The organism is Rhodococcus sp. Q (assembly GCF_005503035.1).
Taxonomy (GTDB): Bacteria; Actinomycetota; Actinomycetes; order Mycobacteriales; family Mycobacteriaceae; genus Rhodococcus_G.
Genome location: NZ_SCOY01000010.1, coordinates 39,488 through 66,056, shown reverse-complemented (window position 1 = coordinate 66,056; position 26,569 = coordinate 39,488). Strand labels below are relative to the sequence as shown.

The 26,569-nt window shown below is 67.4% G+C and carries 27 protein-coding genes; 12 read left to right on the top strand and 15 right to left on the bottom strand.

Going from position 1 to position 26,569, the window contains the following annotated elements; all coding sequences use genetic code 11:
* The first annotated feature begins 224 nt into the window (after positions 1-224).
* From mraY to FFS72_RS12740, 3 genes are all read left to right on the top strand, one after another.
* Positions 225-1,298 (top strand): phospho-N-acetylmuramoyl-pentapeptide-transferase, encoded by a 1,074-nt coding sequence (gene mraY / locus FFS72_RS12750; RefSeq protein WP_137874284.1) that lies wholly within the window; start codon positions 225-227, stop codon positions 1,296-1,298.
* A 95-nt stretch (positions 1,299-1,393) separates the two neighbouring features.
* A complete protein-coding gene (locus tag FFS72_RS12745; RefSeq protein ID WP_137874340.1) occupies positions 1,394-4,666 on the top strand; it encodes an arabinosyltransferase domain-containing protein in 3,273 nt (1,090 codons plus the stop codon).
* Positions 4,667-4,844: 178 nt separating this feature from the next.
* Positions 4,845-5,360, top strand: coding sequence for a hypothetical protein (locus tag FFS72_RS12740; protein ID WP_137874283.1), 516 nt, complete (start codon positions 4,845-4,847; stop codon positions 5,358-5,360).
* A 166-nt stretch (positions 5,361-5,526) separates the two neighbouring features.
* Here FFS72_RS12740 and FFS72_RS12735 read toward each other — a convergent pair whose 3' ends face one another.
* From FFS72_RS12735 to FFS72_RS26660, 3 genes are read right to left on the bottom strand one after another with little or no spacing between them, the layout of a single operon-like run.
* On the bottom strand, positions 5,527-6,120 hold the full coding sequence (locus FFS72_RS12735; RefSeq protein WP_249353272.1) for an RES family NAD+ phosphorylase: 594 nt from the start codon (positions 6,118-6,120) through the stop codon (positions 5,527-5,529).
* 53 nt (positions 6,121-6,173) lie between these two features.
* Complete coding sequence (locus tag FFS72_RS12730) at positions 6,174-6,770, bottom strand: hypothetical protein (RefSeq protein ID WP_050064587.1); 597 nt, start codon at positions 6,768-6,770, stop codon at positions 6,174-6,176.
* Between the two features lie 38 nt (positions 6,771-6,808).
* Positions 6,809-8,074 (bottom strand): methyltransferase domain-containing protein, encoded by a 1,266-nt coding sequence (locus FFS72_RS26660; RefSeq protein WP_212744352.1) that lies wholly within the window; start codon positions 8,072-8,074, stop codon positions 6,809-6,811.
* A gap of 513 nt (positions 8,075-8,587) precedes the next feature.
* Here FFS72_RS26660 and FFS72_RS12720 point away from each other — a divergent pair.
* From FFS72_RS12720 to FFS72_RS12710, 3 genes are all read left to right on the top strand, one after another.
* On the top strand, positions 8,588-9,205 hold the full coding sequence (locus FFS72_RS12720) for a hypothetical protein (protein WP_137874280.1): 618 nt from the start codon (positions 8,588-8,590) through the stop codon (positions 9,203-9,205).
* The gene (locus FFS72_RS12715; protein WP_137874279.1) at positions 9,180-9,497 is read left to right on the top strand and encodes a hypothetical protein; all 318 of its coding nucleotides are present in this window, start codon (positions 9,180-9,182) and stop codon (positions 9,495-9,497) included. Before FFS72_RS12720 ends, FFS72_RS12715 begins: the two co-directional genes overlap by 26 nt.
* Before the next feature lie 97 nt (positions 9,498-9,594).
* Positions 9,595-10,614, top strand: a complete 1,020-nt coding sequence (locus FFS72_RS12710) for a hypothetical protein (protein ID WP_137874278.1) — start codon at positions 9,595-9,597, stop codon at positions 10,612-10,614.
* A gap of 829 nt (positions 10,615-11,443) precedes the next feature.
* Here the strand turns inward: FFS72_RS12710 and FFS72_RS12705 are convergent.
* The 5 genes from FFS72_RS12705 to FFS72_RS12685 all read right to left on the bottom strand — a co-directional run bounded on the left by FFS72_RS12705 (position 11,444) and on the right by FFS72_RS12685 (position 15,101).
* Positions 11,444-12,097 carry a PaaI family thioesterase gene (locus FFS72_RS12705; protein WP_137874277.1) on the bottom strand — a complete coding sequence of 218 codons (654 nt, stop codon included), beginning with the start codon at positions 12,095-12,097 and terminating at the stop codon, positions 11,444-11,446.
* Between the two features lie 52 nt (positions 12,098-12,149).
* Complete coding sequence (locus FFS72_RS12700; RefSeq protein ID WP_137874276.1) at positions 12,150-13,031, bottom strand: universal stress protein; 882 nt, start codon at positions 13,029-13,031, stop codon at positions 12,150-12,152.
* 24 nt (positions 13,032-13,055) lie between these two features.
* On the bottom strand, positions 13,056-13,826 hold the full coding sequence (locus tag FFS72_RS12695; RefSeq protein ID WP_249353271.1) for a SigB/SigF/SigG family RNA polymerase sigma factor: 771 nt from the start codon (positions 13,824-13,826) through the stop codon (positions 13,056-13,058).
* Entirely contained in the window at positions 13,826-14,239 is a 414-nt protein-coding gene (locus tag FFS72_RS12690; RefSeq protein ID WP_137874274.1) for an ATP-binding protein, read from the bottom strand. The genes FFS72_RS12695 and FFS72_RS12690 overlap by 1 nt, the downstream gene beginning before the upstream one ends.
* Before the next feature lie 178 nt (positions 14,240-14,417).
* Positions 14,418-15,101 carry a PAS and ANTAR domain-containing protein gene (locus tag FFS72_RS12685; RefSeq protein ID WP_137874273.1) on the bottom strand — a complete coding sequence of 228 codons (684 nt, stop codon included), beginning with the start codon at positions 15,099-15,101 and terminating at the stop codon, positions 14,418-14,420.
* A 186-nt stretch (positions 15,102-15,287) separates the two neighbouring features.
* Here FFS72_RS12685 and FFS72_RS12680 point away from each other — a divergent pair, with 186 nt between their 5' ends.
* Together FFS72_RS12680 and FFS72_RS12675 are read left to right on the top strand one after the other, a co-directional pair.
* Positions 15,288-15,812 carry a DUF6328 family protein gene (locus FFS72_RS12680; RefSeq protein WP_249353270.1) on the top strand — a complete coding sequence of 175 codons (525 nt, stop codon included), beginning with the start codon at positions 15,288-15,290 and terminating at the stop codon, positions 15,810-15,812.
* A gap of 37 nt (positions 15,813-15,849) precedes the next feature.
* On the top strand, positions 15,850-16,974 hold the full coding sequence (locus FFS72_RS12675) for a carboxylate-amine ligase (protein ID WP_137874272.1): 1,125 nt from the start codon (positions 15,850-15,852) through the stop codon (positions 16,972-16,974).
* Here FFS72_RS12675 and FFS72_RS12670 read toward each other — a convergent pair.
* Positions 16,964-17,932, bottom strand: a complete 969-nt coding sequence (locus tag FFS72_RS12670; protein ID WP_137874271.1) for a TIGR03557 family F420-dependent LLM class oxidoreductase — start codon at positions 17,930-17,932, stop codon at positions 16,964-16,966. The two genes, FFS72_RS12675 and FFS72_RS12670, sit on opposite strands and share 11 nt — an antisense overlap.
* 96 nt (positions 17,933-18,028) lie before the next feature.
* Entirely contained in the window at positions 18,029-18,202 is a 174-nt protein-coding gene (locus FFS72_RS12665; protein WP_249353269.1) for a hypothetical protein, read from the bottom strand.
* 119 nt (positions 18,203-18,321) lie between these two features.
* Here FFS72_RS12665 and FFS72_RS12660 point away from each other — a divergent pair, with 119 nt between their 5' ends.
* Both FFS72_RS12660 and FFS72_RS12655 read left to right on the top strand, forming a co-directional pair.
* The gene (locus tag FFS72_RS12660) at positions 18,322-19,011 is read left to right on the top strand and encodes a methyltransferase (protein ID WP_137874269.1); all 690 of its coding nucleotides are present in this window, start codon (positions 18,322-18,324) and stop codon (positions 19,009-19,011) included.
* The gene (locus FFS72_RS12655) at positions 18,995-19,255 is read left to right on the top strand and encodes a CDGSH iron-sulfur domain-containing protein (protein WP_349303992.1); all 261 of its coding nucleotides are present in this window, start codon (positions 18,995-18,997) and stop codon (positions 19,253-19,255) included. The genes FFS72_RS12660 and FFS72_RS12655 overlap by 17 nt, the downstream gene beginning before the upstream one ends.
* Here FFS72_RS12655 and FFS72_RS12650 read toward each other — a convergent pair.
* From FFS72_RS12650 to FFS72_RS12630, 5 genes are all read right to left on the bottom strand, one after another.
* The gene (locus FFS72_RS12650; RefSeq protein ID WP_137874268.1) at positions 19,218-21,608 is read right to left on the bottom strand and encodes an ATP-binding cassette domain-containing protein; all 2,391 of its coding nucleotides are present in this window, start codon (positions 21,606-21,608) and stop codon (positions 19,218-19,220) included. The genes FFS72_RS12655 and FFS72_RS12650 overlap by 38 nt on opposite strands.
* A 91-nt stretch (positions 21,609-21,699) precedes the next feature.
* The gene (locus FFS72_RS12645; protein WP_137874267.1) at positions 21,700-22,110 is read right to left on the bottom strand and encodes a VOC family protein; all 411 of its coding nucleotides are present in this window, start codon (positions 22,108-22,110) and stop codon (positions 21,700-21,702) included.
* Between the two features lie 10 nt (positions 22,111-22,120).
* Positions 22,121-22,564: a helix-turn-helix transcriptional regulator gene (locus FFS72_RS12640; protein WP_137874266.1), complete on the bottom strand. Its 444-nt coding sequence runs from the start codon at positions 22,562-22,564 to the stop codon at positions 22,121-22,123.
* 47 nt (positions 22,565-22,611) lie between these two features.
* Positions 22,612-22,911 carry a hypothetical protein gene (locus FFS72_RS12635; RefSeq protein ID WP_137874265.1) on the bottom strand — a complete coding sequence of 100 codons (300 nt, stop codon included), beginning with the start codon at positions 22,909-22,911 and terminating at the stop codon, positions 22,612-22,614.
* Between the two features lie 119 nt (positions 22,912-23,030).
* On the bottom strand, positions 23,031-23,264 hold the full coding sequence (locus FFS72_RS12630; RefSeq protein ID WP_137874264.1) for a hypothetical protein: 234 nt from the start codon (positions 23,262-23,264) through the stop codon (positions 23,031-23,033).
* 201 nt (positions 23,265-23,465) lie between these two features.
* On the opposite strand from FFS72_RS12630, the gene ku reads away from it, so the two are divergent.
* The gene (gene ku / locus FFS72_RS12625; protein ID WP_249353268.1) at positions 23,466-24,356 is read left to right on the top strand and encodes a non-homologous end joining protein Ku; all 891 of its coding nucleotides are present in this window, start codon (positions 23,466-23,468) and stop codon (positions 24,354-24,356) included.
* A gap of 96 nt (positions 24,357-24,452) precedes the next feature.
* The gene (locus tag FFS72_RS12620) at positions 24,453-26,567 is read left to right on the top strand and encodes a catalase (protein ID WP_137874263.1); all 2,115 of its coding nucleotides are present in this window, start codon (positions 24,453-24,455) and stop codon (positions 26,565-26,567) included.
* The last annotated feature ends 2 nt before the right edge of the window (positions 26,568-26,569 follow it).

Sequence of the window (26,569 nt, the reverse complement as noted above, 5' to 3'; positions counted from 1 at the left end):
CGACGTGTAGCGAAAAGTGGTGAAACGCGGCGCCGATCGATCGGCTCCGTGCCACGTTTGCACGGGGTGTGGCGCGCGGGCCGCTATCGTGTCCGCCGGGGGACAGCCCACACCGAAGCAGCGAAACACGCTGGGCCGACGCTCCCAACGACCTGTTGGCCTTATCCGCCCGCGCTCGGTCGAGCTACGACGACAACGCAGGGCTGGCACCGTTCGGGGGAAAATTGAGGCAGATCCTTTTTGCGTCCGGCATTGCACTGGCGGTCTCGATCCTGCTGACACCGCTTCTGATCAAGGCATTCTCGCGGCAGGGCTTCGGCCAGGAGATCAGAGTCGAGGGGCCGGCGAGTCATCAGTCCAAGCGCGGAACCCCCACGATGGGTGGCATCGCGATCCTGCTCGGACTGTGGGCCGGATATCTCGGATCACACCTGATCGGCCTCGGCTACGACGCCGACGGTCCCTCCGCGTCGGGACTGTTGGTACTCGGGCTCACAACAGCTCTGGCCGGCGTCGGGTTCCTGGACGACTACATCAAGATTCGGAAGCAACGCAACCTCGGCCTGAAGGCAACGGGAAAGTACATCGGCCAGATTTCCGCGGCCGTGATCTTCGCGGTTCTCGCCCTGAACTTCCGCGGCGGTAGTGGTCTGACACCCGGAAGTACCAGCCTTTCCATCATCCGCGACACCACACTGTCGATGGGCGCGATCGTGTTCGTCCTGTTCACCTGCGCAGTAGTGGTCTCGTGGTCGAATGCGGTGAACCTGACCGACGGGCTGGACGGTCTCGCCGCCGGATCGATGGGACTGGCACTCGGCAGTTATGTGCTCATCACCTTCTGGCAGTACCGCAACGCATGCGAGACCGCTCCCGATGTGGGCTGCTACGACGTGCGCGACCCGCTCGACCTGGCACTCGTCTGTGCGGCCGGTGTCGGTGCCTGCATCGGATTCCTGTGGTGGAACGCAGCTCCCGCCAAGATCTTCATGGGCGACACCGGTTCGCTCGCGCTGGGCGGCCTCTTCGCGGGCCTGTCCATCACGACGCGGACGGAATTGCTCGCCGTGGGAATCGGGGCGTTGTTCGTCGCGGAGGCGGCATCGGTCCTGATCCAGGTTGCCGTCTTCCGATCCTCCCGACGCCGGGTCTTCCGGATGGCCCCGATGCACCACCATTTCGAGCTCGGCGGCTGGCCCGAAACAGTCGTGATCATCAGGTTCTGGCTGGTTGCGGCGATCGCATCGGCAGTCGGCCTCGGACTGTTCTACAGCGAGTATCTCGCCGCAGTGGGATGACGAGAACAGCATCCCTCGCCGGCTCTCGACCCGATCGCGGATGATTCGGGGTGGGGTCGTTCGGTGTCTGGATAGGCTCGCTTGCCGTGACCGACATGAAGACGGCGGCTGGACCGCCGACACCCACCCCATCCCACACCGGCGAACCTCCATCCGCGCGGAGGGATCTGGCACGTGTGCGACTGATCGCCGTGATCAGTGCGGTGATCGGCATTCTCGCCGCGACGGCGATCCCGTTCCTGCCGGTCACGCACACCGAGGCTCGGATCTCGTGGCCGCAGAACGGTTCACTCGACGGCATCACGGCACCGCTGGTGTCGTACACGCCCACCGATCTGGAGATCAGCATCCCGTGTGCGGCCATCGGGGAGTTGGCCGCTGCGGGTGGTGGGACTCTGGTGTCGACGGCTCCGATCGGTGCCGCTCAACCGGACCGGTGGGCGCTGTCCGCCCGGACGCTCGTAGACGGCGGTGCGGACGCTCGGCTGGAAGTGGTTGCGCGGAACACGGTTCTGCTTTCCACGCCGGTCGCGGCGATGTCGGGAGCGGACTGTGCGGTGGCGATCGCGTCGTCATCGGACCGCACCGTCGTCGCGGTCACCGACAGCGACGGCGACACCAACCGGGTGTTCGACGGCGATCTGCGTCCGCAGCTCGTAGGCGTCTTCTCGGACCTCGGCGGTGTCGCGCCGGACGGGTTGCGGGTGGATGCGACGCTCGACACCCGGTTCACCACGTCCCCGACCGCAGTGAAGCTCATCGCGATGGTGATGGCGGCCCTGGCGACCGCCGGGGCTCTGTGGGCGCTGTACCGACTCGATGCCGTCGACGGGCGGCGCACCCGCAGGTTCCTGCCCGCCTCCTGGTGGTCATTCACCCGGATCGATGCGGTGGTCGTCGGGGTTCTCGTGTCGTGGCATGTGATCGGCGCGAACACCTCTGACGACGGCTACCAGTTGGGTATGGCCCGCGCAGCAGGCGATGCCGGCTACATGGCGAACTACTTCCGTTGGTTCGGTGTCCCCGAGGCTCCTTTCGGAACTCCGTTCTACGACGTTCTCGCCTGGATGACCCACGTGTCGACCGCGAGTGTCTGGATGCGTCTGCCCGCCCTGCTCGCCGGCGTGCTCGCGTGGTGGCTCCTGAGTCGGGAGGTCGCACCCCGGCTCGGGGCCGCGGCCAGGCGTTCCACCCTGCCACTGTGGACCGGTGCCCTGGTGTTCCTGGCGTTCTGGTTGCCATTCAACAACGGCCTTCGGCCGGAACCGATCGTCGCCGTCGGTGTGCTCCTGACGTGGTGCTCCGTCGAACGGGCCATTGCGACACGGCGACTGCTGCCTGCGGCCGCGGCGATCCTGATCGGCGCGGTCACCGTGACAGCGGGTCCGTCCGGCATCATCTGCTTCGCGGCACTGATCTCCGGTGCACGGCCGATCGCGCGGATCGTCGCCGACCGGGCGAAGGCAGTCGGCCATGTCGCACTACTACTGCCGATGCTCTCGGCCGGTCTGGTGGTGCTCGTCGCGGTCTTCGCGGATCAGACCTTCGCTGCGGTGCGGGAGATGCAGCGCGTGCACGCCATCCCGCCGTCCGAGCCGTGGTTCAACGAGTACCTGCGCTACCAGTGGCTGTTCCAGGACAGCACCGACGGCTCGCTCGCGAGAAGGTTCGCAGTCTTCACCATGGTGCTCTGCCTGCTCACTCTGGTGGTTGCCCTACTTCGGCGGGGCCGGATTCCCGGTACCGCGGTGGGTCCGACCCGCAGGATCGCCGGCATCACCATCGGCGCAATGGTGCTGATGACGTTCGTGCCCACCAAGTGGACACACCACTTCGGCATCTACGCCGGTCTGGCCGGTGCGGTCGCGATCGCGGCGTCCATCGCAGTGGCGCCCGCGGTACTGCGGTCTCGGCGCAACCGGGCGCTGTTCGCCGCCGTTGTGATGTGCGTGGTCGCGATCTCGTTCGCCGGCCGCAACGACTGGTGGTACGTCTCGGCCTACGGCGTGCCGTGGTTCGACAAGGCGCCCTCGATAGCCGGACACGGATTCGCGGTCGCGTTCCTCGCGGTCGCGGTGCTGCTGTTCGGGGCGGCGGCCTGGTTCCACATCCACCCCACGGCGTCGACCCGCACCGACGCGCCCTCGCGGCTGTGGGTGATCCCGCCGTTGACGGTCGCCGCTGCCGTCATGGTCGCGTTCGAGGTGCTCTCCCTCGCCAAGGGTGCGGTATCGCAGTACCCGGCGTATTCGGTGGCGCGCTCCAACATCGACGCGCTCACCGGGTCGACCTGCGGGCTGGCCAACGACGTGCTCCTCGAGACCGACCCGAACGCATCCATGCTGCGGCCGCTCTCCGGGAATGTCGGTGCAGGAGTCGCCGCGGGTGGTGGCGACGGCTTCACACCGAATGGAGTCGCGCGGAACCTCACTCCGGATGCCGAGGATGTTGCCTCCGGGACGGCGAACACCGTCGACCGCACCGGCGCCGACCAGAACACGACCGGCAGTACCGCCGGGACCGGCGGCGGGTTCGGCGGCGAGGGCGTCAACGGCAGCACCGTCGCCCTGCCCTTCGGCCTCGACCCTGCGACCACCCCGGTGCTGGGCAGCGATGGCGCAGCCGGCGTCGCGACCGTCACCACCGACTGGTATCTGCTGCCCGACCCCGACGGTTCCGGATCCCGTGGGGACCTGGTGTCGATCTCGGCGGCTGGGTCGATCCGATCGGTCGATGCGGACGGCATCGAAACCTACGGACAGGATCTGGTTCTCGAGTACGGCGCTCGCGGGGCGGACGGTTCGGTGTCCGCACTGGGGTCGACGGTGCCCCTCGACATCGGGCCCACCCCGTCGTGGAGGAACCTGCGCGTTCCTCTCGACGGTCTGCCGGGCGAGGCCGACGTGGTGCGCGTTGTGGCCACCGATCACGATGTCCGTCCCGAGCAGTGGCTCGCGTTCACCCCGCCTCGGGTACCGCAGACCAGGACCCTGCAGGACGTCCTCGGCCGCGACACCCCGGTCCTGTTGGATTGGGCAGTCGGGCTGAACTTTCCGTGCCAGCACCAGATGCTGCACGCCAACGGTGTCGCGGAAGTTCCCGAGTACCGGATCTCGCCGGATCGTCCGCTGGCAGTGGTGACGGGCCTCTGGCAGGACCACTACGGCGGCGGTCCGCTCGGGTGGACGCAGCTGCTGCTCGGCGCCCGAACCATCCCGTCGTACCTCGCCCACGACTGGGATCGGGACTGGGGCTCGCTGGAGCAGTTCGTGCCGATCGACCGCACGGCCGGACCGGCGCAGATCCGCACCGGCACGGTGACCCGATCCGGACTCTGGACGCCGGGGCCGATCAACGTCACGTCCTGACGCGAAGAATCACTCCAGCCGTGTGGTGGTGCTGGGCGAGTCCGGCTCGGCACCACCACACGACCGGCTGACCGGACGGGTGGTCGCTGGGGGAGGGGATCGCGTCGACTCGACTGTCCGACCGACCCTGGTGTTGACGAACGTCAACACCAGGGTCGGTCGAGGCTAGGGTTGCGGCGTGGAGTCGAACTCGCGCCCGTTCCGGTACTCGTTCGTCACGTCGGTCCTGCCGATACGCGTCGAGGACCGCGTTCGGGGCGAACTCGGCGCGGAGGTCGCGGATCACGGTCCGCTGCATGTGGTTACGGCGACCGCGCACGCCGTCCGCGGCTACGCCGCGGGGGTGGACCTGGTGGCGAGTCTGAGCGCAGCCGGTGTCGATGTCGAGCGCACCCAGCCGGATCTGGTGAACCGCAGACTGATTGCCGAACGCGCAGGTTGCACGCGGCAGGCGGTGGCCCTGTGGGTCAATGGGCAACGCCACCAGGATGATCCGTTCCCGTCGCCGTTCAACCTGACACTGGGGCAGCTGTGGCTGTGGGGCGAAGTGCAGTCATGGCTACTGCGGCGGGGGATCGAACTCGACGACATCGCGGCGATTCCGACGATGCGGGATCACATGCGGGTCGACTCGCACATCGCTCACAATCGCCTCGAGTACCGCGACGCTGCAGCCCGCGCCAGAACGCTCTGACCTGGCTGTTCATGGAAATCGCGCGATCGCGCTCCCATCAATAATGTCATAAGGCAGCTTATCGGCAATAAGGGGGAACCGGCGCAACTCACCACCCGAAGAACACAAGCCGCCCTGACGGGCGCCGCGCCATCTTCGCAATCGGATGACGGACCGCGCGACCGACTTATGGACCCAGCGCAGCGTTGTGCGGTGTGAGGAGTGCACCGAGGAGGTAGTGGCCGTCGCTCGAGTCGAGCGGGACGACGCCGCCGACGGGAGTGAGACCCGGGTGCGTTCGAGCGGTGGGAGCGCCGACCAGCGCCCACGACAGGGTGTTCTCGTCGTGACGCGGACGGAACTGGATGCCGTCGATGCCGGGGTTGGCGTCGAGAATCGCTGCGGCCCACAGCCGGGTGTGCAGGTAGCCGGACGGGTCACACTTGGTCAACCACACGTCGGCGTTGATGCGGGCGGCACCGGTGCCGGTGAGGTCGATGACGCGTAGGGCCCGCGTGGTGCGGAGTTCGCTGAGGACACGGCCGGCGATCTGGACACGGGGGATCAGTCGAGGGGACTGATCGACAGGCAGGTTGCGGCACAGGGTTTCGGCTACGGCAGCCGCGGGACTGTCGCCGACATACGTGTACGAGTAGGTGCCGTCGAGGCTGTCGAAGCGCCCGCCCCTGCGCGCCCGAGGGCTCGGTGTCGGGTTGAGGTCGGCAGCGCCTCGAGTGGCACTGTGTATGCGCCACAGCGATGTTCCGGCTGGAACGGTCACGACCAGGGCTGGGGGCAGGGGAGAGGGCGGATCCGGGTGGTGTGCCGCCACTCTCAGTCCTGCGTGAGGTCGTCCGCCATGTCGCGGAGTTCCTCGTCCATGTCGCCCGCGAGTGCGAGTTCGGCGGGGGAGCGCGGGTCGTCGGCGAAGGCGGTGGGGGAGAGCCACCATGACGCGACACCCCACGGGTCGTCCTTCGCTCCGAGGCGTCGGTTGAGTTCGCGGACGATGGGGCGGACCTCCTGACGGGAGGCGTCGAACTGGAACGCGGGGTAGAGCTTCTGTCCCGAGGCGGGCAGTGCGATCACGGTGCCCGATGCGGTGAGGCGACTGGCGGTGTTCCTGCTCGTGGCTGCCTTGCCGAGGACGCGACTGACCGCAGTCGAGTCGAGCATGTCGTGCTGGTCGACGATCGCGCCGAGTGCGGACGCGACGATGCGGGTGCGGGCCACGGCGGCAGCGGCCGGGTTCGCCACGGCGTGTTCCTGCGCCAGCGCGAGGGTGGGGCTCATGGCGAGCAGTGCCGTCACGTCGTCGCGTACCGGACGCAGGGTCGGGCGGCGCGAGAACTCCTCGGCGAGCAGGGCGACGAGGTCCTGGTCGGACAGTGCATGGATCGAGTCGCGAGCGGAATCTCGGTTGGTGAGCACGGCAACCACCTCCTGTGGTGCCGCAAGTGTACCGCGTGTCATTCGTGTCGGGCCAGGGGTGTCACGATCCCGACCTTCATGGTGACGGGCCAGGTGACGGGCCGCGTCACCGCCGGGTCGCCCCAGTGCGCAGCGAGGTCGGTGGCGAAGGCGTGCAGGATTTCCGGTTTGCCTGCGTTCTCGACTTGCCGGACGGCCGACCACGTCGAGATGTAGCCCAGTACCTGGCTCAGCGTCCAGTTCTCGGTGATCTCTATCGGGGGCGCCGGGTACTGCTCGAACGGGAAGTCGATGTCCGCGTATCCGCTGTCGACGAGTGCGCGTTCCGGCGGCCAGTAGGGGCCTATCTCCTGGCGGTAGAAGCGGTCGAACCGGTCTGCGAGATCGGGGTCGAGTCGCATGACGCCGTAGCTGACCAGCGCCAGCACGGCATTGTCGACGGCGATGCGGCGAACCTCGGAGTAGAAGGCGGGCCGGTCGAACCAATGCGCGGCCTGGGCCGCGGTGATCAACGAGGCGCTGTGGTCGGGCACGGGAAGCTTCTCGGCCGGCGCCTGGACGTATCGCACCCGGTCCTGTGGCCGCGTGTTCGCGAGCTGCTGGGCGCTGGGGTCGAGGCCGATCGTCTCGTCGAAGTACGGAGCGAGCCCGCTAGTCAGCTGCCCGGTTCCGCAGCCCACGTCGACGACGAGGTCGGCGGACGGCGCCAGTGAGGCCAGGAACATCGCCAGTCGCTCCGGGTAGACCGGCCGGAATTGCGCGTACGCCTGACCACCTCGGTCGAACCAGTTCGTCGATGCCCCGTTCTCGGGGGTTGCCGTTGTCGCGTCCCGTTCGTGCCTGTCCTGGAGTGCCTGGCGGATCCGTTCGGCGAAGTTCTTGCTTTCGAGCGCTGCCGCGGTGTCGGAGAGGACGCGTCGCAGCGGGTGGCGGACCTCCTGCTCGAGCTCGGCGATCGCGTCGAAGGTGACCTCCCAGTGGGGAGTGAGCTGATCGACGAGGTCGCGGCCCTCGTCGGTCAGGCGCAGTCCGCTCTTGCGGCCGTCGGGCAGCTTCGTCCGTTGGATCAGTCCGTCGGTGACCATCAACCCGACCGTCTGGCTGATCGCCCCCTGGGTGAGGTGCAGCCGGGTGGTGATGTCGGTGACGGTCGCGGCTCCGTCGGCCATCGCCCGCAGCACTGGCGTGTAGCGGGCGCGGTACGACAGCCCGAGGGAGTCGTACACCTCCTCGGCGCCGCGGTCGACGAGCTCGCCGACGTATCGAAGGAGCTCACCGAGTCCGGGGGAGGACGGTACCAGCATGAACCGAGGGTACATTAGCGCTAATGCAAACCAGTGGGTGGGCGCAGGGGGAGACGGGGTGTAAGGTCGCTCTCTTCGTCTTCGGGCGGAGTCAGCGGGAGCGATGGGCGATGATCGAACCAACTCCGGTGCGCAGGATGCTGCGCTCTCGGTATGTGTTCTTCGCGAATGACACCGTGTGGGTGGTCGACGAAAGTCAGCCGGTTGCGGCGTTGGTCGATCCACGCACAGGCGAGCTCGGGGGCTTGGTCTCGTGGGCGGATCTACCCCCGGCGCCTCCGGGTTCCGGGCAACCGGAGATCGTGGCCGATGCCACCGGATTGTGGGTGCAGAACCATCGGGACGGGCCCTTGGTGCATGTCGGCGCCGAAGGAATCGACCGTGTGGAATTCGCCGAAGGCGGTCGCCTGCTCTGCGCCGGTCCGGCCGGGGCGTGGTGTCTGCCGCAGGTCCGACGTCGCTTCCACAGTCGACTGTCCTCCGCGGCCAGTGCTGTCACGGCTGACATTTCTGGTGGCGACCCCGGCCGGCGGCATGAGCCGCGTCGAGGTCGATGCTGCGGCGATCGTGTCGGTCGAGTTCGACGAAGCGTCACTGTTCGTCGGTGTGGAACACGAACCCTGGACGCGGGAGCCGGTCCGTGCCGAATCGCCGGGAGCGAGCACCGCTTTCGAGCTGCGCTACCAGTCGTCGGTGCTGCAGATCCCGCTCGACGCCACGATTCCTCAGAGGATCGGACCCGCGACCCACCCCTGCCCGATGCGTCGGTCGGTCGAATACGCCGGCGAATACGCCGACCAGTCGTACAACGAGGCGCACCGGCGCAAGCGGGCCTTTGACGGAGAGTTGCGTTGGTACTGGCACGTGGATCGTCACCTCGGTGGGCGCACGGTCGTCAGGGTCTACGACGACGGGGGGCCGTCGGAGCCGGTGACGGCGTTCGAGCTGCCTGGGGTGAGGGTGGCGCACGGGGCGGGGGGCAGGACGATTCGCCACTCCGGAACCTTTCGCGGAATCGGGGAGAACGGTGCTCGCCGCGGACGTGAGCGGCGAGGTCCGATCCTTGCCGACCAGCGGGGTGGACATCACCGATCGATGCTGGCCGGTGGGTCTGGAGCCGCTCGATCATGACGCGTACGTGCGGTACTGCGTGCGGGGCCTCGATGGAGTTCGCTTCTCGGACGAGGTCGACGAGGTGACTGCCGTCTACGTCGGGCGGTGGCCCCACGGGCGGATCCACGTGCGCTTCCGGCACTGCGACTACCCGAACGTGGTGCTGGAGGCGCGGTTGAAACTCTACGACGAACAGGGCATCCGGCTCGAACGCTTCCTGGGGTACGTCCGACCCGAGTTGATGGAGCAGGCCGGCACGCGCGCCTACCCGCCGGTCTCGGAGGCCGTTGACGGCGTGCTGTACGTCTGAGTGTCCGGCCGCGACCGCCCAGAAGGTGGCACCAGCCGCGTGCTCCTTGGCCTTTCGATTCGACCGACTTTTCGATCCGACCGCAATGGAGGTAGTGATGACTGAATGGGTGCAGGTGCTGGTGGTCATGGCGGACGGACCTCGGCAGCCCGTCAGTGGTGTGATCGTTCCGTACCGCAACTCCGACGAACCGTTCCACTACTACATGGCGAACCACGGGGAGGAGCCTGTCTTCCTGCCGGTGCGGCGCGAGGGTGTGCGGCTCTTTCGGTGGGGACGACGATCTCGGATCGAATCGCTCGACGGGCAGGTGCTCTTCGTAAGCGACGGAGTCGCAGCCTGGGATTTCACCTACGACGCGTACGCTCCGCGCTCCACCGCTCTACGGCAGGTGCACTGTCCCGGTGCGGGGCGATCCCTGGTGATCACCCCCAATGTCGGGCACTGGGTCGGTGACCGTCACGCGCGGCCGACGGGGCCGGTGACCGATGTCGACTTTCTCGGTAGGCGCTGCTGGGCGGTGGATCTGGCGCCGGGCGAGAGCCGCAACATGCCGAAGCCGTCGTTGCGGCTGGTCGTCGATGCCGACACCGGAGCAGTGCTGGCGCAGCATTCCGGCGACGGTGTCGCTGGCGCCGAGTACACCGATCTCGAAGTGGGGAAGTGCGACGATCCGGACCTGTTCGTCTGGAACGGCCCGGTGGTCACGGACGACGAGTCCCGCGTCCGGGCCGGACGCGGTGGTCCGTCTCACTGGAAGGCGTCCATGCAGTGGTTTCGCGAGGAGGTGACCGCGGAACCCATCCAGGTGCCGGTGTTGACGGACCTCACCCCGCGGCTCGTGGATCGGACCGACAGACCGGAAGGCGCGTTCGCGGCGCCGCTCGGGCGGGATGCAGGCTGGCTGATTCGACGGCCGCGTTCGGCGGAGCCGTGGGCGGCCAAGACTCGTGGCTACCAGATTGCCTGGTCCACGGAACAATTCGACTGGGCCTGCCAGATCCACGGTGGCACCCTCGACGACAGGGGAGTCGCCTCACTGCAGCGGCAGTTGCATCCGGGGGAACGTGTGGTTGGTGCTCCCGAACTCGTCTTCGGTGGTTCGGACGGGCCGTGAGGGTTTGATCAGTCCATGACGAGTGACCGTTCGCGCGACCGGTCGACAATGCGATACGAATCGTGGATACGAGAGATGGTGCAGCACTGCATGTTTCATGGATAATCGCAATTATCCATGAAAGTCGGAAGTGGGTGCGGCCGGGCTCGATGGGGAGGAGCGCCGCCGGTGGGTGGCGCATCGAAAGGTTCGGCGTCGAGCTGGTCGACGGCGACTCGGACGGGATGCACGTCGTGAACACGTGACGGCGGGATGGCCGCAGCGCACGCCGCACGCTGAGCGCTGCGGCCTGAGGTCCGGACAATGTCGCCGGCGCGGAGGCGGTCCAGCCAGGGGGTCGTCCCAGCCTCGACTGGCTGGGGTGCACGTGGTCCGTCCGTGCGCTTGGCCGTCGGCCCTCGGGGCGGTCTCGATCCCAGGGTCAACCCTTCCAGGGGACGGCCCTCGCCAGAGAAAGTGACATAATGTTCCTTATCGGGTGCGGCGTTTACCTGCGGCGATAATCGCATCGTGCGGCTGCGCAGCCTGATTCGGGCATTACAGCATTGGTCGATGGATCTCCCGATGATGTTTCCCGCGGGTGCGCGGTGAGCCCGGTGCGCTGCGCCGAAGCTGTCGTCATCTGGTGGATCGACGGTCCGCGGGGTTCGACGGCCGCACCCTGGCGCTCGTCGGGCAACTTTCCAGGTCCGCCGACGCGATGCACCCGCGTCGCGACTTGGTGCTGATCCCCTCTCGTGAACTTCCACCACCTCAATACGTCACAGTGACATATTGAGGTGGTGGAACGACTCTCGGGGTCGACGCAGAATCAGCGACGACGGGTCGTTCAGTGCTGCCCGGGGTTGAGTTTGATGAACAGCGCGTCCATTTCGGCGCACAGTCGGTCCCCGTCGTGCAGGGTGCCCTTGATGTACACCTTCCGGCCGTCGATCCGGTCGGCCCAGGTTCGGGCCTTCAGCGGTGTGTTGAGCGGCGTGATCGACCGGTACTGCACGGTCAGGTACGCGGTTCGGCTGACACCGCGGATGGCGACCGCCGAGGCGTAGCCACCGAGATCGTCGAACGCCACCGCGACGTGACCACCGTGGGCGGCATTGTTGCCTCCGAGGTGGAAGTCGCGGAAAGTGACCGTGGCGAAGACGCCGTCGGCGCCGACGTCGGTGATCTCGTACGGCGGAAGCGTGATGTTGCCGCGGGACGGAAGGTCGACGCGGGTGCCTGCGGGCGAATGCCACTCGTCGATGCGGACCTCGGCGAGCTTGGCGTTGATCTCGGCGAGCTTGTCGATCAGCTCGTCGGTGAGCTCCGGAGTCGGGCACGCGTACCGAACGCGATCCATCAGCGTCCGCACCTGCTCGCTGAACTCGCCGTACCGTGGCCCGCCGCGCTCGGTGGTGATCGCCGCACGAGCGCGGAAGCCACCCTCGTGCGGATCCTCGACCTCGGTGGTCGTCGCGGGGCTAATTGAACCGTCAGTCATGGGTCGACCGTATCGGGAGGCCGGAACCGTAGTGACGCTCCCCCAGCCTGTGTCAGTTGCGCACGATCAGTGTCGGGCAGGTCGTCCTGTGCAGGAGCGCGCGACTCGTGGACCCGAGCAGTATTCGCGCGAATCCACCACGTCCGCGACTGCCGACCACCACCAGTTGTGCCTTCGCGGCCAACTCGACGAGCGAGTCGACGGGGCGATCCTTGACGACGACATTCCGCACGGTCACTTCCGGGTAGTCGTCGGCGAAGCCTCCCAGGCTCTCCGACAGCACCGCTTCTTCGCGTTCCCGGATCGTCGGCCAGTGGAACGTCGGTTCGTGAGGTCTCAGCGCCGACAAGCTGACGTCGGACCAGGCGTGGACGGCCGTCAGGTCGACGCCGCGCAACGACGCCTCGATGAAGGCCTCCTCGATGGCAGGCTCACTGTTCGGTGTTCCGTCGACCCCCACGACGACGGTGTCGCCGACTGTCGCCCGATCGGCGGACTGCTCGCGGATCACGGCGACCGGACAGTCGGCATGCGCTGCGACCGCGGTGCTCACGGACCCGACGAGACCTCCGGTGATCTCGCCGCGGCCTCGCGAGCCGACGACCACCATCTGCGCCGCCGACGACAGTTCGACGAGCACACGACTCGGATTCCCGGGCACGAGTTCGGTGCTGATCGTGAGTGCGCCTGCGGACGCGGCGTTCTCCGCGAGAGCGGCGGCCTCGGATAGGAGCCGGCGACGTTCGGGTTCCTGTTCCTCGAGGTATGCGGGTGGCAGCCCGATGGGGACACCGGCCCTGCCCTGGACGAAGGCGGCGGCGACGATGTGCAGTGGAGCGTGTCTGCGTTCGGCCGTCGCAGCTGCCCAGCGCACCGCCTCGTCGGACGAGGGGGACCCGTCCACTCCCACCAGGATTGGGACGCTCTCTGCCATCTACTGCTCCTTCCACTCCCCTGTTCAGGTCAGCTCGTCGCGCAGCCTGTCGAGTGTCCGCGTGAGTAGGCGGGACACGTGCATCTGGGAGATGCCCATCCGTTCGGCGATCTGCGACTGCGTGAGACCGCCGAAGAACCGGAGGAGGACGAGGGTGCGTTCCCGTTCCGGCAGTCGTGACAGCGCTGGTTCCACCGTCGCATATCCGTCGACGGTTTCCAGCGATGCGTCGTCGGTGCCGAGCGTGTCGACGAGCGGAACGTCGTCGCCGTCGTCGCGGACAGGGGTGTCCATCGAGATGGTTTGGTAGGCGCTGCCCGCGATCAGTGCTTCGGCGATCACACCAGGGTCGGTGTCGAGTTCCGCAGCGATCTCCCGTGCTGACGGCGCGCGCCCGAGCCGTTGAAAGAGGACCTCGACGACCTTCCCGATCTCGAGGTGGAGATCCTTGAGTCGCCGCGGCACCCGCATCGCCCATCCCGCGTCGCGAAAGTGGTGGCGCACTTCGCCCATGATGGTGGGAACTGCGAAGGACACGAAGTCGGTGCCACGAGTGACGTCGAAGCGGTCCACCGCGTTGAGAAGCCCGACCCGTGCCACCTGGAGGAGGTCGTCGTAGGGTTCGCCGCGCCCGCGGAAGCGGCGGGCGATGTGCTCCGCCAGTGGCAATGCGCGCGTGACGATGTCGTCGCGGAGATGCTCGGCGTCGGCGGGATCGTCTGCGAGGCGTTGGAAGAGCGCGGTGAGGTCGTCGTACTCCCCGCCCGTGTTGGTGTCGTCGTCGCCGACCGGCACTATGTACCGCTCCTGGAGGACTTGGTGAACTCCACGGTCGTGTGGAACCCGCCTTCCGGGCGTGATGCGTGAGTCGTTGCGATGCTGTCGGTCACTGTGCGGAGCACGTGCCAGCCGAAGCTGTGCGGGTCGGGCACTGTGTCGGTGTGGGTGTCGATGTCGATGCGGACAGCGAGTTCATCGCCCAGGAATTCGAAGCAGCACACCAGGTCTGCGTCGGCTGCGGAGTCCTTGACGAGGACGGTGCAGATCTCGTCGACGGCCAGCTTGATGTCGGAGACGTGATCGAGGTTGAAATCGGTCAGGACGGCGATCACCTCGGCCACGGCCCTGAGTACGGGGAGTTGTCCGTCTTCCGCTCGCACTCTCAGTTCGACGGGAGTGCGGGACGTCGCCACTTCGGACAGTGCCATGTCGTCCTCCGGACTGTGCGCTTCAGGTGATGGTGCAGGTCCGTTCACTCGCGCCTCGACGTCAGGGTACCCGCCTCCGCGTTGCTCGAAACGGTCATCCGTAGCCGACGAATTCGGCGCGTTGATGCTGCTCTGCCGCGTCGCGAGCTTCATGGTCCGGGCGCGAGCCAGGGGGCAGTCAGGCGGTCGGTCGCTCGAGGTCGTGGGGTATCCGCTCGTGGACTGTGAGCAGTAGGTGATCGAACACCGAGCGCAGCCCGCTGGGTGCGTTGACTGCCTCGGTGAACTCTGCGACCAGCTGCTGGGCGAGTAATCGGATCTTGACGTTGCTCGCCTGGGATCGCCACGTCAGGACGTCGAACGCGCGGTCCGCGCTGATCCCGTAGACGAGCATGAGCGCGCCTTTGGCCTGTTCGATCGCTGCCCGTGACCGAACGATGTCGGCGAGCGTGCCTTGGCTTTCGGCCTGTTGGGTGTCGTTGTCGAGTTCGGTTTCGCTGTCGAGTTCGACGTAGAAGCCGGCGGTTCCGACGAGTTCCCCGTCCTTGTCGACTTCCTGGTCGGCTACGACGAGGACGTGCCGGGTGTGGCCTGTCGTGTCGACGATCCGATGGCGGCTGCAGAAGGGGGCGCCCTTCTCGACCGTTTCGGCGAGGGTGGCGGCGACCTCCGCGCGGTCGTCGGGATGCTTGTGCGAGAGCAGCAGCTCGGTTGTCGGCGTCACGGTGGCGGGTGGGTAGCCATGCATCGCGGCGACTTCGTCGGACCATTCCCACTGCTGCCCGCGGAGGGTGAATCGGAAGCTCCCGACTCGGTGGCAGGAGCCGGCGCCGAGCACTCGGTCCATGTCCGACGCGTCCACGGCGAACCTCCTCGTCAGGGGTGCATCGTGGCAGCGGGCCGCCACGGTGTTCCCGTGAGTCGAACCTAGCATCGCAGGGGGAAGGACAAGGTGCGTTCGCGAGCTGCGGAGGGGCGTTCGGCGCGCGGGTGCCGCGACCCTGTTGGAGGTGTTTGTCTCTTTGGCTCTGCGGGTATCCCGTTGGCCATGCGAGAGGTGCGGTGGGGTCGGCGAGTGCCCGTCGCCCATCCGGAGCGTGACGAGGACTGGAACGGCGAGGCCAGGAACGAGACGTCGACAGAGAGGCTCGATCGGAACTGGGCGAGTCTGCTGCAGGAGTTGCGGGTCGCGCAGACGGGCGTGCAGTTGCTGACCGGCTTCATGCTGATCCTGCCGTTCCAGGAGCGGTTCGGGGAGCTGTCCGACGCGGAGGTGGCGGTGTTCCTCCTCGCGGTGCTGTTCGCGCTGCTGGCGACGGTGCTGCTGGTCGCGCCGGTCGGGCTGCACCGCGTGCTGTTCCGGCAGCATCGGCTGCGAACCCTGGTGACGGCGGCACATCATTGCGCGCTGGCCGGTGTCATGTGCCTCGGCGTGACGATGTCGGGTGTGGTGGTGTTGACGGTGAGTGTGGCCACCGGCAGCGAAGCCGCGGGCGCGGCGGCGGGCGGGTGTGCGGTCGTCCTGTTCCTCGGTGCTTGGCTGGTGTGGCCGTGGTGGCTTCGTACCCGTTGAACGTTTATCGGGGCGGGTAGGCGGGCACTTCTCCAGAGTGAACGAGTCAGAGTTCGGCGGCCCGTCGGTCGGTGTCGAGGAGGAGTTCCTCCTGGTGGACCCGGTGAGCGGCGTTCCGAGTCTGCGCAACGAAAGGGTGGCTTCCTGCGCTCGCGCCGCTGGCCTCGCGTTGCAGCTGGAACTGTCGCAGTGCCAGGTGGAGACCAATTCGCCGGTGTGCCACGACAGTGACAGCTTGCGTGATCGGCTCCTGGAGATGAGGAAGGTCGCGGCGGCGGCCGCGATGCGGGAGGGGTGCCGCCTCGTTGCCACCGGAACCCCGATGGTCGGGCCTCCTCGGATGCCCATCAGCAATTCCGATCGGTACCGGGAGATGGAGAGCCGTTTCGGCATCGTGTCCACCGAGCAGGCGGTCTGCGGGTGTCATGTGCATGTCGACGTTCCGGACCGGGAGTTGGCCGTTCAGGTGTGCAATCACGTTCGGCCGTGGCTTCCGACGATTCTGGCGCTTGGTGCGAACAGCTCCGTCAACCGCGGCGTCGACAGTGGTTTCGAGAGTTGGCGGTCGGTGCTGTGGTCGCGGTGGCCGGGTTCGGGACCGCCGCCGCTGTTCGATTCGGCAGAACACTACGGACGGACGGTCGCGGCCTTCGTCGACGCGGGCGTCCTGATGGACGAGCGGATGGTGTACTGGGACATTCGGCCGTCGTGCCACCTGCCGACGGTGGAGGTGCGCGTCGCGGACGTCCAGCCGACGGTCGATCAGGCAGTGTTGATCGCGACTTTGGTGCGGGCGCTGGTGATGACGTCGATTCGTGCGGTGGAGGCGGGCGAACCGCCGCCGCGCGTGCCTCTGGAGGTGCTGCGCGCCGCGAACTGGCTGGCGGCGCGGGACGGACTGGTGGGGCGTGCGCTCGATCCGTGGACGGCGAGGCCCGCCGCCGCTGGTGACCTGCTCGCCGCGTTGGTGGCACATGTGCGGGACTCGCTCGACGAGCTCGGTGAGCACGACCGTGTGACCCGGTCGCTGGAGTGGGTGTGGCGGTCGGGAACGGGTGCGGACTGGCAGCGGCGCATGCTGGTGGAGCTCGGAGATCCCGCTCGCGTGGTGGAGCTTGCGGCGGCTCGGACCCTGTGCGAGCAGGAGCGGGTCACCGACTGATCCGGCTGGCGCGCAGCGCGGGGCCGAGTTCGTCGCGGTAGAAGTCGAGGAAGCCGTCGGGGTCCGGTCCGGCGTTCGTGAGGACGAGGTGGTCGAAGCCTGCCTTGACGTACTGCTGGACCGCTCGTAGGTGCGCGTCCACTCCGGGGCCACACCCGAACGAGGACCGCATCTCGTCGACCGGAACCAGGCGGGACGCGGATTCGAAGCCCGAAATGTTGGGCAGCTCCGCCTGTACCGGCCAGCCGAGCGCACCGAATCGGAACAATCGCCACGCCGACTGCGCCGCCGCGTCCTCCGTCGGAGCCCACGAAAGCGACACCTCGGCGTAGCGGGGGCCGGTGCCGCCTGCTCCGGTGTAGTCGGCGATCAGGTCGCCGCTGGGTTCGGTGGCGAACAGTCCGTCGCCGTGTTCGGCCGCCAGTGCGGCGGCCGCACCTCCGCCGGCCGCGACGACGATCGGCGGCGGTGTCGGCGGCAGGTCGAATACTTGCGCGTCCTCGAGGTGAAGGTGGGTTCCGCGGTAGGAGTGGAAGCCGCCGGACCACAGCAGGCGGATGATGTCGATGGATTCGCGGAGCATCTCGCGTCTGACGTCGACGGGAGGCCACCCGCGGGCGACGACGTGTTCGTTGAGCCTCTCCCCCGTGCCGAGTCCGAGGACGAACCGACCGTCGGACAGCAGTGCGGTGGTCGCGGCAGCCTGGGCGATGATCGCCGGGTGGTACCGCAGGAATGGGCATGTGACTCCGGTTGCCAGGCCGAGCCGTTCGGTGGTCGCGGCGATTGCGGCGAGTACCGACCAGGCGAATCCGGAATGCCCGTGCGTGTCGAGCCAAGGGTGGTAGTGGTCGCTGACCTCGACGAAGTCGAAACCGACGTTCTCGGCGCGGTGCGCCTGCCGTAACAGTTCCGGCGGGGAATAGCCCTCCGCGAACAGCTTGTACCCGATCTTCATTCCGCCTCCTGCACTCTCGTTGGTGCTCGGCACGTCGACCGGAAAGCGATTCGGAAGTTGGGACCGCGCCGCACTTGGTCGCCGAGCCGCGATCGATCACATGACGATCGCCACTATCACCACCAGGAAGAGGACGACGATCGCCGCACCGGCGATCAATGTCGCCCCGCCGGCGGGTGGGAATCGGAAACTTGTGCGCGGTTCGGGTTCCGAGAGTCCGGAGTCGAGGTCGGGGGTGCGGTCCGGGTCCGGATCGGGAGGTGTGGACACGGTGGCTCCTTCCGTCGGGTCGCCTCGCGCGTCGACATGGCGTTGCATCGGGATACCCGAACGGGTCGGCGCGCACACACCGTCGTTTCGGTTCCGACGCATCGGGGTATGCCGTGACCATGTCCCCTTCCGAGACTGTTCGTGCTGAGCGCGCCACCCGTCCCGGTGTCCTGCGGTTGCCTGGCGTCTACGCCCCACAAGCCGATACGTGGCTGCTCGCCGACACCCTGCGTACGGCCGGTGTCCCGGACGGCGCCAAGATCCTCGACTACTGCACCGGCAGTGGGGCGGTGGCGCTGGCCGCGGCCGACTGCGGTGCGTCCGAGATCGTGGCGGTGGACGTGTCCACCCGCGCGGTCGCGTCCGCGTGGTTGAACTCGTGGTGGCGGCGGCTGCCCATCCGGGTCGCGCGCGGCGGACTCGACGTCGCGCGCCGGAGGGGGCCTTACGACGTGGTGGTCGCCAATCCCCCGTACGTCCCGATCTCCGGCGACGGGACCGGGCAGTCCCGCAACTGGGACGGCGGCCCGAGTGGTCGACGGGTCGTCGGTCCGCTGTGCCGGCAGGTGCGTTCGCTCCTGCGGCCGGGTGGGTTCGCGCTGATCGTGCACTCCGAGGTCGCGGGCATCGCCCATACCGTCGGGGAGCTGCGCGCGAGCGGATTGAAGGCCGCTCCGGTCGCGCGTACCCGAATCCCGTTCGGGCCGGTCATGTCCCGGCAGTCCGCCGACCTGGCCGCGAGTGGTCTCATCGAACTCGGTCAGAACTGGGAGGAACTGGTGGTGATCCGCGGTGACCGCCCGGACTGAGTCGGACACCGACGCGGTACCCGAGTGGAACGGCCAGGACGCCCAGGTGGTCCGCCGGGTACCCGGCGGACCCGTCCTGGTTCGCGGCCCGGTGCGTCTCACTACCGACGACGGGCGGGAGGTGGTCTGTGATCGGTTCGTCGTCGCGGTGTGCCGGTGTCGCCTGAGTTCGATTCATCCCCTGTGCGACACCAGCCACCGGGCGCTCAGGCGCCCACGTACTCCGCCAGATGCTTGCCGGTGAGGGTCTGCCCGCTGGCGACGAGGTCCGCGGGGGTGCCCTCGAAGACGATGCGTCCGCCGTCGTGTCCGGCGCCCGGTCCGAGGTCGATGATCCAGTCGGCGTGGGCCATGACCGCCTGGTGGTGTTCGATCACGATGACGGACTTGCCGGAGTCGACGAGCCGATCGAGCAGGGCGAGGAGGTTCTCGACGTCGGCGAGGTGCAGGCCGGTGGTCGGTTCGTCGAGGACGTAGACGTCGCCCTTCTCCCCCATGTGCGTGGCGAGCTTGAGGCGTTGGCGTTCGCCGCCGGACAGCGTGGTGAGGGGCTGCCCGATCTTCACGTATCCGAGCCCGACGTCGGCGAGGCGCTGCAGGATCTTGTGGGCTGCAGGCAGTTTCGCGTCCGGTGATCCGAAGAACGCTTCGGCTTCCGCGACGGACATGCCGAGGACCTCGCTGATGTCCTTGCCGCCGAAGGTGTAGTCGAGGACCTCCATCTGGAATCGTTTGCCCTCGCACACCTCGCACGGCGTGGACACCCCGGCCATCATCGCCAGGTCGGAGTAGATGACGCCCGCGCCGTTGCAGTTCGGGCACGCGCCTTCGGAGTTGGCGCTGAACAGGGCGGGTTTGACGCCGTTGGCCTTGGCGAACGCCTTGCGGATCGGTTCGAGCAGCCCGGTGTAGGTGGCGGGGTTGCTGCGCCGGGAACCCTTGATCGCGCCCTGGTCGATGGCGACCACACCGTCGCGTTTCGACACCGATCCGTGGATGAGTGAACTCTTGCCGGAGCCGGCGACGCCGGTGACGACGACGAGGACGCCGAGGGGGATGTCGACGTCGACGCCCTGCAGGTTGTGGGTGTCGGCGCCCCGGACCTCCAGTGCGCCCGTCGACGCGCGGAACGAATCCTTCACGGTGGAGCGGTCGTCGAGGTGACGCCCGGTGACGGTGTCGCTGGCGCGCAGTTCGTCGACGGTGCCTTCGAAGACGATGTGCCCGCCGTCGCTGCCCGCACCCGGGCCGAGGTCGACGACGTGGTCGGCGATCGCGATGGCTTCCGGCTTGTGCTCGACGACGAGGACGGTGTTGCCCTTGTCTCGCAGCTGCAGCAGCAGGTCGTTCATCCGCGCGATGTCGTGGGGGTGCAGGCCGATGGTGGGTTCGTCGAACACGTACGTCACGTCGGTCAGCGACGATCCGAGGTGCCGGATGAGTTTGGTGCGCTGTGCCTCGCCGCCGGACAGGGAGCCTGCCGGGCGTTCGAGGCTCAGGTAGCCGAGGCCGATGTCGACGAACGAGTCCAAGGTTTCACCGAGGGACTTCAGCAGTGGTGCCATCGACGGCTCGTCGAGTGCACGGACCCACTCGGCGAGGTCGCTGATCTGCATGGCGCAGACGTCGGCGATGCTGACACCGTTGATCTTCGAGGAACGGGCCTCGGCACTGAGGCGGGTTCCCTCGCAGTCGGGGCACGTCTGGAAGGTGATCGCGCGGTCCACGAATGCTCGGATGTGCGGCTGCATCGCCTCCCGGTCCTTGGACAGGAACGATTTCTGGATCTTCGGGATGAGGCCTTCGAACGTGACGTTGACGCCCTCGACCTTAACCTTCGTCGGTTCCTTGTAGAGGAGGTCGTTCAGCTGCTTCTTCGTGAACTTCGAGATGGGCTTGTCGGGGTCGAAGAACCCGCAGCCGCGGTAGATCCGGCCGTACCAGCCCTCCATGCTGTAACCGGGGATGGTCAGTGCGCCCTCGTTGAGGGACTTGCTGTCGTCGTACAGCGCGGTGAGGTCGAAGTCGGAGACGTTCCCGCGGCCCTCGCAGCGCAGACACATGCCGCCGGTGACGCTGAAGCTGCGCCGCTCCTTCACCTCCCGGCCACCCTTCTCCATGGTGATCGCGCCGGCACCACTGACCGAGGCGACGTTGAAGGAGAACGCCTGCTGCGAGCCGATGTGCGGAGTTCCGAGGCGGCTGAACAGGATTCGCAGCATCGCGTTCGCGTCGGTGGCGGTGCCGACGGTGGATCTGGGGTTGGCGCCCATGCGTTCCTGGTCGACGAGAATGGCCGTCGTGAGTCCTTCGAGGACGTCGACGTCGGGGCGCGCGAGCGTGGGCATGAAGCCCTGTACGAACGCGCTGTACGTCTCGTTGATCATGCGCTGCGATTCGGCGGCGATCGTCGCGAACACCAGGGAGCTCTTGCCCGAGCCGGACACGCCGGTGAACACGGTCAGTCGGCGTTTCGGGAGGTCGACGTCGACGTTCTGCAGGTTGTTCTCGCGGGCACCGTGCACGCGGATCAGGTCGTGGCTGTCGGCCGCATGCGATGCGGTGGGCTGCGTGGTCGACCTGGTGGCCGTGGTCATCGTGTCTCCATCCTGTGCGGGGCCCGCTCCCCCGGCGTGTTGTCGAGAACGCTGTGCGAACGAGTATGTCCGATCGGGCGCGCCCGGTCCGTCAGCTCGCCTGCTGGATCCGGATCATGTTGCCCGCGGGATCGCGGACCGCGCAGTCGCGCACGCCGTACGGCTGGTCGGTCGGTTCCTGGATCACCTCGGTGTCACCGGCGGCGAGTTTCTCGAATGTTCCGTCCAGGTCGGGGGTCGCCAGCAGGAGGCTGCCGTACGTGCCCTTCGCCATCATCTCGCTGATGAGCCGACGCTCGTCGTCTGTGACGCCGGGGCTGGCCTCGGGCGGGTACAGGACGATCGACGTCTCGGGTTGGCCGGCCGGTCCGACGGTGAGCCAGCGCAGGCCGTTGTAGCCGACATCGTTGCGCACCTCGAAGCCGAGGGTGTCGCGGTAGAAGGAAAGAGCGGCGTCCGGGTCGTTCTGCGGAAGGAAGCTGGAGTGGATGGTGAGTTTCATGGAATCCACGCTAGGGGCCGTTCGTCACCGCCGCTTCTCGATTCCTGATCGGTCTGGTGACCTGCTTGGCTACGCACGACGGCATGCCCTCGGTCGCCATTGCGGCGTCGCGCCGGTAGGCGCTCGGTGGCACCCCGACGAGTTCGGTGAATCGTGTACTGAACGTTCCGAGCGACGAACAGCCGACCTGGAAGCACACGTCGGTGACGCTGAGGTCGCCGCGCCGCAGCAGGGCCATCGCCCGCTCGATCCGTCGCGTCATCAGATAGCTGTACGGGGCCTCGCCGTACGCGAGCCGGAACTGCCTACTCAGGTGACCCGCGGACATGTTGACCTGACGGGCGAGGGCCTCCACGTCGAGTGGTTGCGCGTATTCCCGGTCGATGCGGTCGCGGACCCGCCGCAGTAGCGCCAGGTCGCGCAGGCGCTGCTCATTGCCCGTTCGTGCGGTCACGGTTCGATCGTGTCACGCCTGCCGAGAACGGCACGGCACCGGACTGGTCAGTGGCCGAGCTGACCAGTCAGATGCTGTCCTTCCAGGTGCTTCACATGGGCATGTTCTGCGAGCACGATGCCCGCTCCCACGACGAAGAACAGCACACACAGGATGGCGCCGAGTATCGCCCAGCCGGCGAATCCGTAGCCGGCGGCGACGAGGGTCATTCCCATCGTCGCGATGCCGAGGAAGACCAGACCGTATCCCGGCCAGTTCCGTGAGTCGTCGATGGCCTCACCGGGGTGTTCCCGGGTGGTGTGGGCCTGGTCGATGGGGAGGTCCTTCTTGCGATTCTTTCCACGCATGTCGTTCGCCTCCGCAGCTGTTGTCGAGGATGTTCTGCTGAGCGCGCGTGTTCGAGATCTGTACTCGGTCTACCACGCGGTTCTGTAGCCGTCCACATGAATGGCGTGCGGGGTGGTTCTCAGATCATCACGCCGGCCAGCGCGACACAGCCGGCGGTTCCCGCAGCGACGAGGCCTGCCAGACCGGGTGAGCCCGTGACGAGGGCGGCGGTGATGCCGACCGGACAGGCGGATGTCAACGCGATGAGAGCGGTGTTTCGGCGGCCTCGATCGGGCCTGCGGCGCGTACCGAGTGGCGCAGGAGCACCGTAGTTCGCGGGGACGGCGTGATTCGCCGGTACAGCGTGGGTCATGGGTGAGCGACCTTCTGTCGATTCGGCTACCGGACAACCGGAGCTGTGAGACGTGGGGCTGCTTTCTCAACCAGTTCCGGTTCTACCACGAGAACCGGGACCGGGCCAGTGATCGGGCGTCCGGATGCCGGTGCCACGCGTTCCGTTTCGGTGCGCGCCGGAACGGGAATACCGAGGCCGGCTGTCGTGGCGAGGAGGTGAATGATGCGGTCGATGTGGAAGGGGACGGTCACGTTCGGGCTCGTCGCGATCCCGATCCGGTTGTACGCGGCCACCCAGGACCAGAAGCTGTCGTTTCACCAGGTACACATCCCGGACGGGTCTCGCGTGCAGCATCGTCGATTCTGTGCGGCGGAGGACAAGGAGGTGCCGTACGACGAGATCGGGAAGGGCTACGAAACGGCGGACGGCCAGATGGTGGTCCTGACCGACGAGGATCTCGCCGGCCTGCCACTGCCGAGCGCCCACACCATCGAGGTTCTCGCGTTCGTGCCCATCGAATCCGTCGATCCGATCCACTTCGACCGCACCTATTTCCTCGAACCGGAGAAGTCGGCGGTGAAGCCGTTCGTGATGCTGCGGGACGCGATGGGCAAGTCGGGTCGGGTCGCGGTCACGAAGGTGGCCATCCGCCAGCGGGAGTCACTTGCCCTGCTGCGCGTGTACAAGGACGACATCGTCGTCGAGACGATGCTGTGGCCCGAGCAGGTGCGCACCCCGGACTTCGACTTCCTCGGTGCCGACCCACCCCAGGTCGGTGCGAAGGAGATGAAGATGGCAGCGCAACTCATCGATGCCATGGCCGAACCGGTCTTCGACCCGGACGCTTACCGCGACGAGTACCAGCAGGCGCTGAAGGAACTGGTCCGCAACAAGATCGAAGGCGGCGACACCACGACGCCCCCGTCGGCGGCGGGCACGTCCGACGACGAGGTCTCGAGCCTTCTCGAGGCGCTCGCGAGCAGCGTCGAGGCGTCCCGTGGGGCCACACCCGAGAAGTCCCGGCCGAAGAAGGCGCCATCGAAGAAGGCACCACCCAAGAAGCCTGCAGCGAAGAAGCCTGCGCGTGCTGCGAAGCGGAAGGGGTCGTAGTCGCCGCATTGCCCGGCAGGCGTCGCCGGGTTTGGCCCGGCACCACTCCGGGTACGCCACCACTGCCATGCGACTCGAATTCGGGAGGTGCCAGGGATGGTCGACAGGAACGACTCGGGCAGGAACGAGAAGGACCTACGCCTCGACCAGGCGAGGGTGGACAGGTCGTCCGGTCACCTGACGACGCAACAGGGCGTCGGTGTCACGCACACCGACGATTCGGTGACCGCCGGTCAGCGTGGACCCACCCTCATGGAGGATTTCCATTTCCGGGAGAAGATCACTCATTTCGACCATGAACGCATCCCGGAACGGGTGGTGCACGCGCGCGGAGCGGGCGCCTACGGGGTGTTCCGCCCCTATGACGACGCGCTTGGCCGCTACACGTCGGCGGAATTCCTGACGGACCCCACGGTCGAAACGCCGGTGTTCGTTCGATTCTCGACGGTCGCCGGATCCCGCGGATCGGCGGACACGGTTCGCGACGTGCGCGGTTTCGCGACGAAGTTCTACACCGGCCAGGGCAACTACGACCTCGTCGGCAACAACTTCCCGGTGTTCTTCATCCAGGACGGCATCAAGTTCCCCGACCTGATCCATGCGGTGAAACCGGAACCCGACAACGAGATCCCGCAGGCGCAGTCGGCGCACGACACGTTCTGGGACTTCGTGTCGCTGCAGCCGGAGACGTTGCACACGGTGCTGTGGCTGATGTCGGATCGCGCGCTCCCCCGGAGCTATCGGATGATGCAGGGCTTCGGCGTCCACACGTTCCGGTTGGTCGACGCCGAGGGTCGCGGCACCTTCGTCAAGTTCCACTGGACACCGACGCTCGGGGTGCATTCGCTGCTGTGGGAGGAGTGCCAGCAGATCGCGGGCAAGGACCCGGACTTCAACCGCCGCGACCTGTGGGATGCGATCGAATCCGGCAAGTTCCCCGAGTGGGAGTTGGGTGTGCAGCTGATCCCGGAATCCGACGAGGACGCGTTCCCGTTCGACCTGCTGGACGCGACGAAGCTGGTCCCGGAGGAGACGGTGCCCGTGACACCGGTCGGGAAGCTGGTGCTCAACCGCAATCCGGACAACTTCTTCGCCGAGACGGAGCAGATCGCGTTTCACACCGCGAACCTCGTGCCGGGCATCGACTTCACCGACGATCCGTTGCTGCAGGCCCGCAACTTCAGCTACCTCGACACCCAGCTGATTCGTCTCGGTGGCCCGAACTTCGCGCAGATCCCGGTGAACCGGCCGATCGCCGACGTGGTGACGAATCAGCAGGACGGATACGGGCAGCAGCGAATTCCCAAGGGCCGTACCGCCTACACGGAGAACACACTCGGAGGCGGGTGCCCGGCGCTCGCCGGAGATGAAGGCTTCCGGCCGCATTCCGGGCGGGTGGACGGTCCGCGGACCAGGATCCGGCCCGACAGCTTCCAGGACCACTACAGCCAGGCCCGGATGTTCTGGTCGAGCATGTCCGACGTCGAGCAGAACCACATCGTCGCCGCGTTCGGCTTCGAACTGGGGAAGGTACGGACGGTCGACGTCCGGGCCGGGGTTCTCGCGCAGCTGAACCTCGTCGACCACGCACTGGCGGAGCGGGTGGCCTCGCAGGTGGGTCTGCCTGCGCCGGACCACGACCTGCTCCTCGACGCGGGCGTCCGTTCCCCCGCCCTGTCGCAGCTCGGGGGCGAACCCGCGGGGATCGCCACCCGCAAGGTCGCGGTGCTCGTCGCCGACGGGGTCGATGTCGTCGGTGTGCAGCGGCTGCAGGCAACCCTCGAGGAACAGGGTGCGGTGATCGAGCTGCTGGGACCGACCGAGGGCACGGTCACCGGCGGGTCGGGTGGCTCGTTGCGGGTCGATCGGGCGATCAGCACGATGGGGTCGGTGCTCTACGACGCCGTCGTCCTCCCGTGCGGGCCGTCGAGCGTCGCAGCGCTCACCGAGGACGGCTACGCGGTGCACTTCGTCACCGAGGCGTACCGGCACCTCAAGCCCGTCGCGGCCTTCGGTGCGGGCGTCGACCTGCTTCGGACACTGGGATTCCGGGAGCGGCTCGCGGAGGGCACCGATGTGGTCGCCGAGCGTGGGGTGGTCACCTCCGCCGCGGCGGGCGACGATCTGCCGACGGCCCTGTTCACAGGCTTCGCGGAGGCCGTGGCGGCGCATCGCGCGTGGGACCGCGACACCGCGTGGGTGCCGGCCTGACG